Annotated in this window: 11 protein-coding genes, 5 tRNA genes and 1 pseudogene; 5 read left to right on the forward strand and 12 right to left on the reverse strand. The window is 72.6% G+C overall.

What is annotated here, in order from left to right; genetic code table 11:
• Positions 1-95 precede the first annotated feature (95 nt).
• Positions 96-797, forward strand: a complete 702-nt coding sequence (cofC, locus tag ACFVUH_RS31340; protein ID WP_355369693.1) for a 2-phospho-L-lactate guanylyltransferase — start codon at positions 96-98, stop codon at positions 795-797.
• Positions 798-840: 43 nt separating this feature from the next.
• Positions 841-1,062, forward strand: coding sequence for a hypothetical protein (locus ACFVUH_RS31345; protein ID WP_093860412.1), 222 nt, complete (start codon positions 841-843; stop codon positions 1,060-1,062).
• Between the two features lie 147 nt (positions 1,063-1,209).
• Here the strand turns inward: ACFVUH_RS31345 and ACFVUH_RS31350 are convergent, their stop codons facing one another.
• From ACFVUH_RS31350 to leuC, 4 genes are all read right to left on the reverse strand, one after another.
• On the reverse strand, positions 1,210-1,938 hold the full coding sequence (locus ACFVUH_RS31350) for an HU family DNA-binding protein (RefSeq protein ID WP_387916739.1): 729 nt from the start codon (positions 1,936-1,938) through the stop codon (positions 1,210-1,212).
• A 133-nt stretch (positions 1,939-2,071) separates the two neighbouring features.
• Complete coding sequence (locus tag ACFVUH_RS31355) at positions 2,072-2,419, reverse strand: hypothetical protein (RefSeq protein ID WP_387916741.1); 348 nt, start codon at positions 2,417-2,419, stop codon at positions 2,072-2,074.
• Between the two features lie 183 nt (positions 2,420-2,602).
• Positions 2,603-3,199, reverse strand: a complete 597-nt coding sequence (leuD, locus tag ACFVUH_RS31360; protein WP_355369697.1) for a 3-isopropylmalate dehydratase small subunit — start codon at positions 3,197-3,199, stop codon at positions 2,603-2,605.
• 5 nt (positions 3,200-3,204) lie between these two features.
• Complete coding sequence (gene leuC / locus ACFVUH_RS31365; protein WP_387916743.1) at positions 3,205-4,626, reverse strand: 3-isopropylmalate dehydratase large subunit; 1,422 nt, start codon at positions 4,624-4,626, stop codon at positions 3,205-3,207.
• A 231-nt stretch (positions 4,627-4,857) separates the two neighbouring features.
• Here leuC and ACFVUH_RS31370 point away from each other — a divergent pair, with 231 nt between their 5' ends.
• Positions 4,858-5,571, forward strand: coding sequence for an IclR family transcriptional regulator (locus ACFVUH_RS31370; protein WP_030306825.1), 714 nt, complete (start codon positions 4,858-4,860; stop codon positions 5,569-5,571).
• A gap of 162 nt (positions 5,572-5,733) precedes the next feature.
• On the opposite strand, the gene ACFVUH_RS31375 is transcribed toward ACFVUH_RS31370, so the two are convergent.
• The 8 genes from ACFVUH_RS31375 to ACFVUH_RS31410 all read right to left on the reverse strand — a co-directional run bounded on the left by ACFVUH_RS31375 (position 5,734) and on the right by ACFVUH_RS31410 (position 9,167).
• Positions 5,734-5,808: transfer RNA gene (locus ACFVUH_RS31375), tRNA-Gln, on the reverse strand.
• Between the two features lie 46 nt (positions 5,809-5,854).
• Positions 5,855-5,927 (reverse strand) — tRNA-Glu (locus ACFVUH_RS31380).
• A gap of 26 nt (positions 5,928-5,953) precedes the next feature.
• Positions 5,954-6,026 (reverse strand) — tRNA-Glu (locus ACFVUH_RS31385).
• Between the two features lie 27 nt (positions 6,027-6,053).
• Positions 6,054-6,126, reverse strand: a tRNA-Glu gene (locus ACFVUH_RS31390).
• Between the two features lie 42 nt (positions 6,127-6,168).
• A tRNA-Gln gene (locus ACFVUH_RS31395) sits at positions 6,169-6,240 on the reverse strand.
• A 227-nt stretch (positions 6,241-6,467) separates the two neighbouring features.
• Entirely contained in the window at positions 6,468-7,964 is a 1,497-nt protein-coding gene (gltX, locus tag ACFVUH_RS31400; RefSeq protein ID WP_387916745.1) for a glutamate--tRNA ligase, read from the reverse strand.
• Positions 7,957-8,757: a fumarylacetoacetate hydrolase family protein gene (locus ACFVUH_RS31405; RefSeq protein ID WP_380285293.1), complete on the reverse strand. Its 801-nt coding sequence runs from the start codon at positions 8,755-8,757 to the stop codon at positions 7,957-7,959. Before ACFVUH_RS31405 ends, gltX begins: the two co-directional genes overlap by 8 nt.
• A gap of 191 nt (positions 8,758-8,948) precedes the next feature.
• The gene (locus ACFVUH_RS31410; RefSeq protein ID WP_355369706.1) at positions 8,949-9,167 is read right to left on the reverse strand and encodes a hypothetical protein; all 219 of its coding nucleotides are present in this window, start codon (positions 9,165-9,167) and stop codon (positions 8,949-8,951) included.
• A 685-nt stretch (positions 9,168-9,852) separates the two neighbouring features.
• Here ACFVUH_RS31410 and ACFVUH_RS31415 point away from each other — a divergent pair.
• Positions 9,853-13,554 (forward strand): nitrate- and nitrite sensing domain-containing protein, encoded by a 3,702-nt coding sequence (locus ACFVUH_RS31415; protein WP_387916747.1) that lies wholly within the window; start codon positions 9,853-9,855, stop codon positions 13,552-13,554.
• A 10-nt stretch (positions 13,555-13,564) separates the two neighbouring features.
• Positions 13,565-13,655, forward strand: a pseudogene (locus ACFVUH_RS31420) (roadblock/LC7 domain-containing protein); the annotation flags it as partial.

Below are 13,655 nucleotides of genomic sequence, written 5' to 3' on the forward strand. Positions count from 1 at the left end.
CCCCGCCCACCCGCCGCTCGGGCGTGATCAAACGCACGTCCGCACAGTTCGGACGGCCTGGCGAGGGCTCCGGGACCAGCGTCACAATGACGCCGATGACCCAGGACACCGTACGCCCCAGCGAGCCCGTCGCGCCCCCCGCACCCGCCGCCGGCTGGTCGCTGGTGCTGCCGCTCAAGCGGCTCGACCGGGCCAAGTCCCGACTGGCCCCGTTCGCCGGTCCGCACCGCCCGGACCTCGCACTCTCCTTCGCCCTGGACACCGTCACCGCCGCGCTGGCCACGGCGGAGGTCGGCCGGGTCCTGGTGGTCACCCGGGACACCGCGGCCGGCGACCGGCTGGCCGCGCTCGGCGCCCTGGTGGTCGACGACGAACCCGGCGACGGGCTCAACGAGGCCCTGGCGCACGGCGCGGCGGCCGCGCTGGTCCTCGCGCCCCGCGCGCCGCTGGCCGCGCTCTCGGCGGACCTGCCGGCGCTGCGCCCGGCCGAGCTGGGCCGGGTGCTGGGCGCGGTGCCCGCGACCGGCCGGGCCTTCCTGCCGGACGCCCCGGGGCTGGGCACCACCCTGCTGGCCTGCGCCCCGGGCAGCCCGCTCGCCCCCGCGTTCGGGGACGGCTCACGTGCCCGGCACGCGGCCGGCGGCGCCCGTGAACTGCGGCTGCCCGACGTGGAATCGGTCCGCCGGGACGTCGACACCGGGGAGGACCTGGCGCAGGCGCTGGCGCTCGGCGTCGGCCCGCACACCCGTGCGCTGGCGGCCCGGCTCGGCTACCTGTCGCCGCGGCGGCCCCGCTGAGACGACGGGGGCCGCTGTCGGAGGCCCTCGCTATGCTGCTGCCATGCAGGCCACCGCGTTCACCTTCGACCCCGCCACCCGGGCCGGCTCCGTGCTGCTCGACGACGGGACCCCGGTGCCGTTCGACGCGGCCGCCTTCGACGCCGGCGGTCTGCGGCTGCTGCGCCCGGGCCAGCGCGTGCGGATCCGCACCGAGGGCGCCGGCGAGGCCCGCCGGGTGGTCTTCCTGACGCTGCAGACCTTCCCGGACCCGGCCGCGGACTGACCCCGCGCCGCCGCCGCGCACCGTCCGCGGTCCCGCCGCCGGGAAATCCCGGAAAAGGCGGAGAGCCGTGGTGCCGCCCTTCCCGGAATTCCGGGGAGAGGGCGACGCCACGGCTCTCGAAGGCCGTCCGGCGAGGACCCGCGGGGACTACTTGGCGGAGGTCTTGCGCGCGGTGGTCTTGCGGGTGGCGGTCTTCTTCGCCGGCGCCGTCTTCTTGGCCGTGGCGGTCGCCTTCTTGGCGGTCGCGGTGGTCTTCTTGGCGGCAGCCGTGGTCGCCGTCTTCTTGGCGGCCGCGGCGGTCTTCTTGGTCGCGGTCGCGGTGGTCTTCTTCGCGGCGGCGGTGGTGGTGGCCTTCTTGGTGGCGGTCGCCTTCTTGGCGGCGGCCGTGGTCTTCTTCGCCGGGGTGGCGGCGGCCTTGGTGGCGGTCGCCTTCTTGGCGGCGGCCTTCTTGGCCGGGGTCGCGGCGGCAGCGGCAGCGGCCGTGGCGGCACGCTTGGTGGCGGCCCGCTTGGCGGCCGGGGTCGCGGCGACGCCGCTCTTGCCCGGGGTGAGGGAGCCCTTGGGCGCCTTCTTCACCGAGGGGCCTTCCTTCGGCAGCTTCTTGGCGCCGCTGACCAGGTCCTTGAAGCCCTGGCCCGGACGGAAGCGGGGCACCGAGGTCTTCTTGACCTTGACCTTCTCACCGGTCTGCGGGTTGCGGGCGAAGCGCGCGGAGCGCTCCACCTTCTCAAAGGTGCCGAAACCGGTGACCGAAACGCGGTCGCCGGCCACGACGGCGCGCACCATGGTGTCGAGCACTGCGTCGACGGCCTCTGCGGCAGCCTTGCGACCGCCCAGCTGCTCGGCCACCGCTTCGACAAGCTGAGCCTTGTTCACGTCTTCCCCTTCGGAAACGGGCGCCGGATGATTCCATCCGTTCTTTTCGCACGTTAGGTATGTATCTGCGGACTTTCAATTACCAAACGCGCGAATCACCCTAGTGTCGCAATGGATTTGCGCGTCGGCGACCTCAGTCGACGGGCGGGCGCCCCTCGTCGAGGTCCTGCACAAAGCGACTCAACCGCCGCGCCGCCTCCGGAAGATCGCGCTTGGCGGTCTCCGTGACGATGAGCAGTTGACGGGTGAGAGCGGTCTTTGCATCGGCAGACACGTTCAGCGCATGCACGCGGTCGTGAGCTTGCTTCAACCGCTCGGCCACAAGCGCGAAGAGCGCTGCGACTTCCAGGTCGTCCGGCCCCTCAGCAGGTGAGGTTGCGGCCTCCGGCCGATCGTCAATTCGGCGTTCGGATCCCCGGCCCGTGGACTCCGGTGACGCGGGTTCGCCGCCCGCGTACGGAGGTTCATGGTGCCGGTGCATGCACTGATTGTGCCATCTACGCGCAGTTGTGCATGCTGCGGGGCCCTCTGTCGCAAAACCGAATCCCCAATCCGGGGGCGGCGGGCGGGCACAACTCGCGCCCCGGAACGGCGGATGGCCCGCCCCCCCGAGGGGGAGCGGGCCATCCGGCGGTTCGTCAGAATGCTTGTTCAGAACGGGATCTCAGGCCACTGGCAGGGTACGCGGCTTGAACGAGGGGCGACGGGCCTCGAACGCGGCGATGTCGGCCTCGTTCCGCAGTGTGATGCTGATGTCGTCCAGGCCGTTGAGCAGCCGCCACCGCACGTTGTCGTCCAGTTCGAAGGACGCGGTGATGCCCTCGGCGCGCACCTCGCGGGCCTCCAGGTCGACGGTGATCTCGGCGGTCGGGTCCGCCTCGGTGAGTTCCCACAGCCGCTCGACGGTCTCCTGCGGGAGGACCACGGTCAGCAGGCCGTTCTTCAGCGAGTTGCCACGGAAGATGTCGGCGAAGCGCGAGGAGATCACCGCGTGGAAGCCGTAGTTCTGCAGCGCCCAGACGGCGTGCTCACGGGAGGAGCCGGTGCCGAACTCGGGGCCGGCCACCAGGACGGTGGCCCCCTGGCGCTCGGGCCGGTTCAGGACGAACGACTCGTCCTTGCGCCAGGCCTCGAACAGCCCGCCCTCGAAACCGGAACGGGTGACCTTCTTGAGCCAGTGGGCGGGGATGATCTGGTCGGTGTCGACGTTGCTGCGGCGCAGCGGCACGGCCCGGCCGGTGTGGGTGGTGAACTTCTCCATGCTGCTCAGACCTCCACGGCGGCGTCCGCCACCAGATCGGCGGGGGCCGCCAGGCGGCCCAGGACGGCGGTCGCGGCGGCGACCTGCGGCGAGACCAGGTGGGTGCGTCCGCCCTTGCCCTGGCGGCCCTCGAAGTTGCGGTTCGAGGTGGAGGCGCAGCGCTCGCCGGGGGCCAGCTGGTCGGGGTTCATGCCCAGGCACATCGAGCAGCCCGCGTGCCGCCATTCGGCGCCGGCGGCGGTGAACACCTTGTCCAGGCCCTCCTCGACGGCCTGCAGGGCGACCCGGACGGAGCCGGGGACGACCAGCATCCGCACGCCGTCGGCGATCCGGCGTCCGCGCAGCAGGTCGGCGGCGGCGCGCAGGTCCTCGATCCGGCCGTTGGTGCAGGAGCCGACGAAGACCGCGTCGACCGCGACCTCGCGCAGCGGGGTGCCGGCCTCCAGGCCCATGTACGCCAGGGCGTTCTCGGCGGCGGTCCGCTCCTGCGGGTCGGCGAAGGACGCCGGGTCCGGCACGTTGGCGCCGAGCGGGGCGCCCTGGCCCGGGTTGGTGCCCCAGGTGACGAACGGGGTCAGCTCGGTGGCGTCGATGAAGATCTCGTGGTCGAAGACCGCGTCCTCGTCGGTGCCCAGGGTCTTCCAGTACTCGACCGCGGCGTCCCAGTCCTCGCCCTGCGGGGCGTGCGGGCGGCCCTTGAGGTAGGCGAAGGTGGTCTCGTCGGGGGCGATCATGCCGGCCCGGGCGCCCGCCTCGATGGACATGTTGCAGACGGTCATCCGGGCCTCCATGGAGAGGCCGCGGATCGCCGAACCGCGGTACTCCAGGACGTAGCCCTGGCCGCCGCCGGTGCCGATCTTCGTGATGATCGCCAGGATCAGGTCCTTGGCGGTGACGCCCTCGGGCAGTTCGCCCTCGACGGTGATCGCCATGGTCCGGAACGGGGCCAGCGGCAGGGTCTGGGTGGCCAGCACGTGCTCGACCTGGCTGGTGCCGATGCCGAAGGCCAGCGCGCCGAAGGCGCCGTGGGTGGAGGTGTGGGAATCGCCACAGACCACGGTGGTGCCGGGCTGGGTCAGGCCCAGCTGCGGGCCGACCACGTGCACCACGCCCTGCTCGACGTCGCCCAGCGAGTGGATCCGGACGCCGAACTCGGCCGCGTTCCTGCGCAGGGTCTCCAGCTGGACCCTGGAGACCGGGTCGGCGATCGGCTTGTCGATGTCCAGGGTCGGGGTGTTGTGGTCCTCGGTGGCGATCGTGAGATCGGTGCGGCGGACCGTGCGCCCGGCCAGCCGGAGGCCGTCGAAGGCCTGCGGGCTGGTCACCTCGTGGAGCAGGTGCAGGTCGATGAAGAGCAGGTCGGGCTCGCCCTCCGCGCGCCGCACGACGTGGTCGTCCCAGACCTTCTCTGCGAGTGTCCGTCCCATCGGGTTCCCTCCAGCCGGCCGCGTTGCCGGCCTTCTCGTGTCGTCGAGGTCAAAGCTGTCGCCGCCCCGTGCGGCACGCGTCGCGCGGCCTGCACGCCGGATCGGTGTCCACGATGCGGACGCCTCGACGGGGCCGCATCCTGGACTTCTCCCGGGCTGCTGCATCCAGAGTGGCGCTTTTCGCGGAAGATTGAACTTGCGTCTCGCGGAATGAGACTGCAGTCTTAGGGCATGGACAACTCTAGCGGCGTCGGCGTGCTCGACAAGGCCGCTCTGGTGCTGAGCGCACTGGAGTCGGGCCCCGCCACGTTGGCGGGGCTGGTCGCCGCCACCGGTCTGGCGCGCCCCACGGCCCACAGACTCGCCGTCGCACTCGAACACCACCGCCTGGTCACCAGGGACATGCAGGGACGTTTCATCCTCGGCCCCCGTCTGTCCGAACTCTCCGCCGCGGCGGGCGAGGACCGGCTGCTCGCCACCGCGGGCCCGGTCCTGACCCACCTGCGCGACGTCACCGGCGAGAGCGCACAGCTCTACCGCCGGCAGGGCGAGATGCGGATCTGCGTCGCGGCCGCCGAGCGGCTCTCCGGTCTGCGGGACACCGTCCCGGTCGGCAGCACCCTGCCGATGAAGGCCGGCTCGGCCGCCCAGGTCCTGCTGGCCTGGGAGGAGCCCGAGCGGCTCCACCGCGGTCTGCAGGGCGCCCGGTTCACCGCCACCGCGCTCAGCGGCGTCCGGCGGCGCGGCTGGGCCCAGTCGATCGGCGAACGGGAGCCGGGCGTGGCCTCCGTCTCCGCGCCGGTCCGCGGCCCCTCCAACCGCGTCGTGGCCGCCGTCTCGGTCTCCGGGCCGATCGAGCGCCTGACCCGCCACCCGGGCCGGCTGCACGCGCAGGCCATCATCGAGGCCGCCAACCGGCTCACCGAGGCCCTGCGCCGCAGCTGACCCACGCCCCGCTCGCCCCTTCCCCCGTCCTCCGATCCCCCACTCCCCCATCGCACGACCGAGAAGGGCCCCGCTCGATGCCGAGCGGGGCCCTTCGGGTCGGTGGAATTCCCGGGTCCGGGAAAACGCAAAAGACCCCGGGAAACCGGGGCCTTCTCTATCTGGCTGGGGTACCAGGACTCGAACCTAGACTAAATGAACCAGAATCACTCGTGCTGCCAATTACACCATACCCCAACAAAGCAATCAGCCGATGAGCAGGCCCATCGGCTTCTTGCCTCGGTACCCCCGACCGGATTCGAACCGGCGCTACTGCCGTGAGAGGGCAGCGTGCTAGGCCGCTACACAACGGGGGCTCCTGGTCGACCTCTTGCGAGATCAGTACCCCCGACCGGATTCGAACCGGCGCTACTGCCGTGAGAGGGCAGCGTGCTAGGCCGCTACACAACGGGGGCTTTCCAGGCGGTTCCTTGCGGAACCAGTACCCCCGACCGGATTCGAACCGGCGCTACTGCCGTGAGAGGGCAGCGTGCTAGGCCGCTACACAACGGGGGCTTGTTCTTGAATTGTACGGCCCGGATGGACCGCGGTACTGCGCTGGGGTACCAGGACTCGAACCTAGACTAAATGAACCAGAATCACTCGTGCTGCCAATTACACCATACCCCACCAGAGTTGAACCCCAGTCGGGCCGCACTCCAGCTCGCGCCTTCCGCTCCGGCTCCGGCGTGGGGCTTCCGCTCCCTCGCCGTTGCCCTCCCGGGCGGCGCAGAAAGAACATTACCCGACGTCCGCCCCCGCTCCAAAATCGATAACCCCAGGCAGCGGGCAGGGGGCCGTCCGGTGACGTCCGGGGAGGCCGCGGGCCCGGCCGGTGACCGGGCCCGCGGGCGGGTTCAGGCCGCCGGGAGGGCCGCCAGCGCGGCGGTCAGCCGGCGCAGCGTCTCGGGGCGTCCGAGCAGCTCCATCGACTCGAACAGCGGCGGGGAGACCCGCCGGCCGGTCACCGCCACCCGCAGCGGGGTGAAGGCGAACTTCGGCTTGATGCCCAGGCCCTCCACCAGCGCCTCGCGCAGCGCGGCCTGGATCGGCTCCGGGGCGAAGTCGCCGAGCCCCTCCAGGGCCCGGACGCTCGCCTCCAGCACCGGCCGGGCGTCCGCGGTGAGCACCTTGGCGGCGTCGTCCGGGTCCACGGCGAAGTCCTCGGGCGCCGCGAACAGGAAGCCGGCCATGCCGACGATCTCGCCGAGCACCACCATCCGCTCCTGGGTGAGCGGCGCCACCTTCGCCAGCAGCTCCAGCTGCGCGTCGCTCGGCTCGGCCGGCAGCAGGCCCGGGGCCTGCAGATAGGGCACCAGGCGGCGGACGAAGTCCTCCGGGGCCAGCCGGCGCAGGTGCTCGGCGTTGATCGCCTCGCACTTCTTCAGGTCGAAGCGGGCCGGATTGGAGTTGACCTTGCCGATGTCGAAGGCCGCGACCAGCTCGTCCACGGTGAAGACGTCGCGGTCCTCGGCGAGCGACCAGCCCAGCAGCGACAGGTAGTTGAGCAGGCCCTCGGGAATGAAGCCGCGCTCCCGGTAGAGGTTGAGCGAGGCCTGCGGGTCGCGCTTGGAGAGCTTCTTGTTGCCCTCCCCCATCACGTACGGCAGGTGGCCGAAGCGCGGGGTGCCGCCGTCGCCGACGCCGATGTCGGCGAGCGCGGCGTAGAGCGCGATCTGGCGCGGGGTCGAGGAGAGCAGGTCCTCGCCGCGCAGCACGTGGGTGATGCCCATCAGGGCGTCGTCCACCGGGTTGACCAGGGTGTAGAGCGGCGCACCGTTGGCCCGCACGATGCCGTAGTCGGGGACGTTCTCCGGCTCGAAGGAGAGCGTGCCGCGCACCAGGTCGTCGAAGGCGATGGTGGTGTCCGGCATCCGGAAGCGCAGGATCGGCTCGCGACGCTCGAGCCGGTGGACGGCGACCTGCTCGTCCGTCAGGTCGCGGCAGTGGCCGTCGTAGCCCGACGGCTTCCCGGCCGCGCGGGCCGCCTCGCGGCGGGCGTCCAGCTCCTCGGTGGAGCAGTAGCAGTGGTAGGCGTGGCCGGCCTCGCGCAGTCGGCGGGCGACGTCCGCGTAGACGTCCATCCGCAAGGACTGGCGGTACGGCGCGTGCGGGCCGCCGACCTCCGGCCCCTCGTCCCAGTCGAAGCCGAGCCACTTCATCGCGTCGAGCAGCTGCTCGTAGGACTCCTCGGAGTCGCGGGCCGCGTCGGTGTCCTCGATCCGGAAGACCAGCGTGCCGCCGTGGTGGCGGGCGAAGGCCCAGTTGAACAGCGCGGTGCGGACCAGGCCCACGTGCGGGTTGCCGGTCGGGGACGGGCAGAAGCGCACCCGTACGGCCGGCGCGTCAGCCACGCTTGACCACCTTGTTGGCGAGGGTGCCGATGCCCTCGACGGTGACGGCGACCTCGTCGCCGACGTTGATCGGCCCCACCCCGGCGGGCGTGCCGGTGAGGACGACGTCGCCCGGCAGCAGCGTCATCGCCTCGGAGATGTGCACGATCAGCTCGGCGACCGAGCGGACCATCAGCGAGGTGCGGCCGGTCTGCCGGAGCTCGCCGTTGACCGTGCAGGTGATGGCGAGGTCCGACGGGTCGAGGTCGGTCTCGATCCACGGGCCCAGCGGGCAGGCGGTGTCGAAGCCCTTGGCGCGGGCCCACTGGCCCTCGCGCTGCTGGACGTCGCGGGCGGTGACGTCGTTGGCGCAGGTGTAGCCGAGGATCACCTCGGGGACCCGCTCCAGCGGCACCTCACGGCACATCCGGCCGATCACCACGGCGAGTTCGGCCTCGTGCTGGACGTCCGAGGAGAACGGCGGGTAGGCGATGCTCTCGGTCGGGCCGATCACCGAGGTGGACGGCTTGAAGAAGGTGAGCGGGACGTCCGGGACGGCGTTGCCCAGCTCGGCGGCGTGTGCGGCGTAGTTGCGGCCGACCGCGACGATCTTGTTGGGCAGCATCGGGCTGAGCAGCCGGACGTCCTGGAAGCGGTAGCTCTCGCCGGTCGGCTGGGGCTGGCCGAACGGGTGGCCGGCCAGGGCGTGGACCACCAGCGACTCGGGCCGGGCCGGGTCGCCCTCGACCACACCGAAGGAGACGCTGCCGGCGGCAGGGCTCCCTTCCCGGACGGAAAACCTGGCAATGCGCACGGCTGGGCTACCCCTCGCTTCGACGGCCGCCCGGGGCGCGCCCCGGGCGCTGGCGGGAACCGCGGCCCCTTCGACCCCGGCCCCGCTCGATCGCTGCCCAGGCTATCGCGCGGGCCCTGACCTGGCCCGCCGCACGACGACAGGCGCCGTCACCGGGGTGACGGCGCCTGTCGTGGCGTGCGCGGAACGCCTCAGTTCTGCGGGACGTTCACCGCCGGGGCGGTCATCAGCCGGGTGCGGCGCGGGTTGGCGGTGGAGGCCGGCAGCTCGGTCGCGAAGGTCGCGACGTCCTCGGCCCTGCGGGCGCCGGGAATCTGGCCGAAGTCCTCGACCGAGGCCAGCGTCGTCCGGCGCGGGTTGGCCGTGGAGTGGCTGGTCGGCGTGGACTGGGCGGTCGTCGCCTGGGACATCTCGTCAGCACCTCTTGGTCGCGGCCGGGCGACCGACCACGATCGGCGACCGGCCTGAGTGATTCGGGGAGATTCTGGGCAGGCTGATCGGGGCCGTGCGCCGGATACAGCAAGGTTACGGATCTCTTTCCACAGTCACCGTGACCAAAGCTACACATTCATCTGTGATTTTCGTCACAAATCGCAGAACATATCTCTGATATCCGACATATCGCTTCATCGACCTTTACCGGCATATCGGAAATATCGGGCATACCCGAAGCTCCACCCATCCCGTTGATCTCGGGTCGGCTTGGCATGCATCCGGCGAGTGTCCGAAAAAGGCGGTATTCCGGTCCGTTTGCCACACAGTCGGTGAGTTGTCGCGCGCGGTGAGTAGTGCCGTCCGATGTGCCCCGTCCGCCCTTGTTGGGATTCCCCGGCTGTGCTGGAATGCCACGGACCGTGGGTAGGGAGCTGTCCACCCCGGTGACCCGCTCTCCCGGACCGGCCGGGGGCGGATGGAAACTCGACACCGTCCAGACCGCGGCGACGCGGCGGGACGCCCGGTCCAGAGGTTGCGACGCCAGTGCAGGGACGTTTCAAAAGGGGTAGCGGCGCCGCGGGTGACCCGGAGTCGCATGAGCCCGCGGCAGCCCCCCAGCAGGCGGCGGCCCCCGGCGGCCCGGCCGAACCGGCACCCGATGTGATCGGCCGGCCGGAGGAGGACGGCAAGGAGCGCAAGTCGACCCGCGGCAAGCTCCGCAGCTCCCTGACCCGCCGACGCGCCAAGGGCATGAGCCGCCTCGCCATGCGCAACTGGCGGATCCGCAGCAAGCTGATCGCGCTGCTCGCACTCCCGGTGCTGGTCGCGCTGGTCCTCGGTGGCCTGCGCATCCAGACCTCGCTCGAAACCTCGCAGCAACTGGCCCAGATGGCCAACCTCTCCGACCTGGCCAAGAAGGCGACCGACCTCGCCAACGCCCTGCAGAACGAGCGGGACATCAGCGCCGGCCCGATCACCGCCAAGCCCAACGCGCCGCTGGACGACGACATCGTCGCCGCCCGCAAGGTCACCGACGACCTCAGCCGCACCTTCACCGCGTCCTCGGACAAGTTCGAGACCCTCGAACTCTCCGGCGGCAAGGCGCTGCTCTTCCAGATCCGCAGGGACCTCAACTCGGTCTCCGACGCCCGCGGCAACCCGTACCAGAACAACCAGAACATCCAGGCGACGATCACCGCCTACGACGTGATCATCCGCGACCTGCTGTCGCTCACCCAGGACATCGCGCTCGCGTCCAACAACCGCGAGCTGGTCCGCGCGACCCGCGCCCTGCAGCAGTTCTCGCTCGCCAAGAACTCCACCTCGCAGCAGCGCGCGCTGATCAGCGCCGCGCTCGCCAACCCTGGCGGCCCGGACCTCAGCCTGAGCGACGAGTCCTTCGGCATCCGGCTCAAGTCGTCCTACGACAACGCGCTGACCGGCTTCAACAACATCTACACCTCGCACGACCTGGACAACCTGCGCGGCCAGCTGAGCTACAACTCGGTGGTCGCCGCGGCCGACCGCTACGCGCGCTCGATCCTCCAGCAGGGCGGCATCCACCAGGGCGACGTCGTCAGCTACAAGGACTGGTACGAGCAGTCCACCGCCAAGATCGCCGCCGAGCGCCGGATCGAGTCCAAGCTCATCGAGGACCTCGACGGAAAGGCCCAGGAGCTCCAGTCCCAGGCCGACACCGAGGCCCTGATCATCGGTGCCGCCGTCGCGCTCGTGCTGCTCGTCGCCCTCGGTGGCGCCGGTCTGATCGCCCGCTCGATGGTGCGCTCGCTGACCCGGCTGCAGGCCGCGGCCGAGGACGTCGCCGAGCGCCGGCTGCCCGAGCTGGTCAAGACGCTCTCCGAGACCGACCCGCACGACGTGGACGTCGCCGTCGAGCCGGTCGGCGTCGACTCCGCGGACGAGATCGGCCACGTGGCCCACGCCTTCGACATGGTGCACAGCGAGGCCGTCCGCCTCGCCGCCGAGCAGGCCCTCCTGCGCGGCAACATCAACGCGATGTTCACCAACCTCTCGCGCCGCAGCCAGGGCCTCATCCAGCGCCAGCTGTCGCTCATCTCCGAGCTGGAGAGCCGCGAGGCGGACCCGGACCAGCTGGCCAACCTCTTCAAGCTGGACCACCTCGCGACCCGCATGCGCCGCAACGGCGAGAACCTCCTCGTCCTCGCCGGTGAGGACCCGGGCCGCCGTTGGACCCGCCCCGTCCCGCTGGTCGACGTGCTCCGCGCCGCCGCCTCCGAGGTGGAGCAGTACGAGCGCATCGAGCTCGCCGCCGTGCCGTCGGCCGAGGTCGCCGGCCGCGTCGTCAACGACCTCGTCCACCTGCTCGCCGAGCTGCTGGAGAACGCCACCTCGTTCTCCAGCCCGCAGACCCGCGTCCGGGTCACCGGCCACGCGCTGCCGGACGGCCGGGTGCTCGTCGAGATCCACGACACCGGCATCGGCCTCAGCCCCGACGACCTCGCCGAGATCAACGAGCGCCTCGCCAACCCGCCGACGGTGGACGTCTCCGTCTCCCGCCGCATGGGCCTCTTCGTGGTCGGCCGGCTGTCCCTGCGTCACGGCATCCGCATCCAGCTGCGTCCCAGCGACTCCGGTGGCACCACCGCGCTGGTCATGCTCCCGGTGGACGTCACCAACTCGGCCGACCGGCGCGGCCCCGGCCGTCCCGGCGGCCAGGGCGGCCAGGGCAGCCAGGGCGGCCAGGGCGGCCAGCCGAAGCAGCAGCGCGGGGTCACCCCGACGCCGCGCCAGCAGCGCCAGGTGCCGACCGGCCAGGGCGGCCGCCCCGGCGGTCCGGCGGCGCTCGGCCAGGCTCCGGCGGGCGGCGCCCCGCAGGCCCGGCCGCAGCTCGGCCAGGGCGGCCCCGGTCCGTCCGGCGGCCAGAACGGTCAGCCCGGCCAGGGCGGCCCCGGCGCGGGCGGCGGACTGCCGACGCGTCAGGTCGGCCAGTCGCTGCGCGAGAACTCGGCGCCGCAGGGCGGCCGACCGGGCGGTCCCGGCCAGCAGGGCCCGAACTCCCAGGCCCCGAAGCAGCCGGCCCCGAACCAGCAGGGCGGCCTGCCGCAGCGCGCCCCGGGCCGGCAGGGCCCGCAGCAGGGCGGCCCCGGCGGCCTGCCCCGCCGCGGCCAGCAGCCCGGCGGCCCCCAGCAGGGTGCCCCGCAGCAGGGCGGCCCGGGCGGCCTGCCCCGCCGCGGTCAGGAGCGTCCGCAGGGCGACGGCGTCCCCGCAGCCCGCGGCGGCGAGCAGCCCCAGCACGGCTGGGCCGAGCAGTCGGGCCGTCCGGGCGCGCCGCAGGGCGCCCGCCCCGGCGAGCGTCCGCAGGAGGGCCTGCCGCAGCGTCAGCGCCCCGGCCAGGGCCGTCCGCCGCAGACCCCGCAGGGTGGTCCCCAGGGCCCGCAGGACCAGGGCGGCCGTCCGCAGCGGCCCGCGCCGGGCGACCGGCAGCAGCAGCTCCAGCAGACCCAGCCGCTGCCGAAGGTCCAGCCGGCCCCGCCGCTGCCCGCGGCCGAGCCCGCCCCGGGGGAGAGCACCCAGCAGTTCGCCCGCCCCCGGTTCGAGGCCAGCGACATCGACCCGCGCGACCCGCTCGGCCTCGGCCTGGTGGAGCCGGTGCTGCCGACCATGCCGAACCCGGGCCGTCCGGAGCAGGGTGGCCGGCCGCAGGCCCCCCAGCAGCCGGTGCAGCAGCAGCCCGTCCGCCAGGAGCCGATGGCACTGCCGACCGGGCCGTCCGACGCCGGCGCGCCGAGCGAGGAGGGCCGTCCGGCCCAGCAGCAGAGCCGGCCCCGGCCGTACCAGCCGCGCCGCCCCGGCACCACGGCCCCGGGCCGTCAGGAGCAGCCGCCCGCCCCGCAGGCCGCCCAGGCCCAGCAGCGGCCGCAGCAGCCCCAGCCGCAGGCCCAGCAGCCGCAGCCCGGTGACGCCCCGTGGCGCCCGTCCGCCAACGACGAGCGCTGGCGCCGCGCCGAGCAGGTCCGCGAGCCGTCCACCAGCGGGGTCACCATGTCGGGCCTCCCCCGGCGCACCCCGCAGGCCAACCTGGTCTCCGGCACCGCCGAGGCGTCCCCGCTGACCGGCCCCCAGGTGTCCCGCGCCCCCGAGGAGGTCCGCGGCCGGCTCACCAACCTGCGCCGCGGCATCCAGCAGGGCCGCCGGGCCGGTGCCGAGCAGGCGGCCGGCCAGGCTCCGGGCGCCCAGCCGCAGGCCGACCGGGGCCAGGGCCCGCAGGGTTCCCCGGGCCAGGGCAACCAGGCCGGTTTCCACCATGGTGCCCAGCAGCCCGGGTTCGATAGTTTCGGGGGCCGGACCGACGGCAACGCCGCAGATCATCAGGAGCGTTGAGTTGAATCAGATGAGCCAGGCCGCACAGAACCTGAACTGGCTGATCACCAATTTCGTGGACAACACCCCAGGGGTGTCGCACACGGTGGTGGTCTCCGCGG

The organism is Kitasatospora sp. NPDC058032 (assembly GCF_042885845.1).
GTDB lineage: Bacteria > Actinomycetota > Actinomycetes > Streptomycetales > Streptomycetaceae > Kitasatospora.

Excerpts from the sequence above, each read along its gene's own strand:
- cofC (WP_355369693.1), top strand. The coding sequence starts at position 96 with ATGACCCAGGACACCGTACGCCCCAGCGAGCCCGTCGCGCCCCCCGCA.
- ACFVUH_RS31345 (WP_093860412.1), top strand. The coding sequence starts at position 841 with ATGCAGGCCACCGCGTTCACCTTCGACCCCGCCACCCGGGCCGGCTCC.
- ACFVUH_RS31355 (WP_387916741.1), bottom strand. The coding sequence starts at position 2,419 with ATGCACCGGCACCATGAACCTCCGTACGCGGGCGGCGAACCCGCGTCA.
- leuD (WP_355369697.1), bottom strand. The coding sequence starts at position 3,199 with ATGGAGAAGTTCACCACCCACACCGGCCGGGCCGTGCCGCTGCGCCGC.
- leuC (WP_387916743.1), bottom strand. The coding sequence starts at position 4,626 with ATGGGACGGACACTCGCAGAGAAGGTCTGGGACGACCACGTCGTGCGG.
- ACFVUH_RS31370 (WP_030306825.1), top strand. The coding sequence starts at position 4,858 with ATGGACAACTCTAGCGGCGTCGGCGTGCTCGACAAGGCCGCTCTGGTG.
- ACFVUH_RS31410 (WP_355369706.1), bottom strand. The coding sequence starts at position 9,167 with ATGTCCCAGGCGACGACCGCCCAGTCCACGCCGACCAGCCACTCCACG.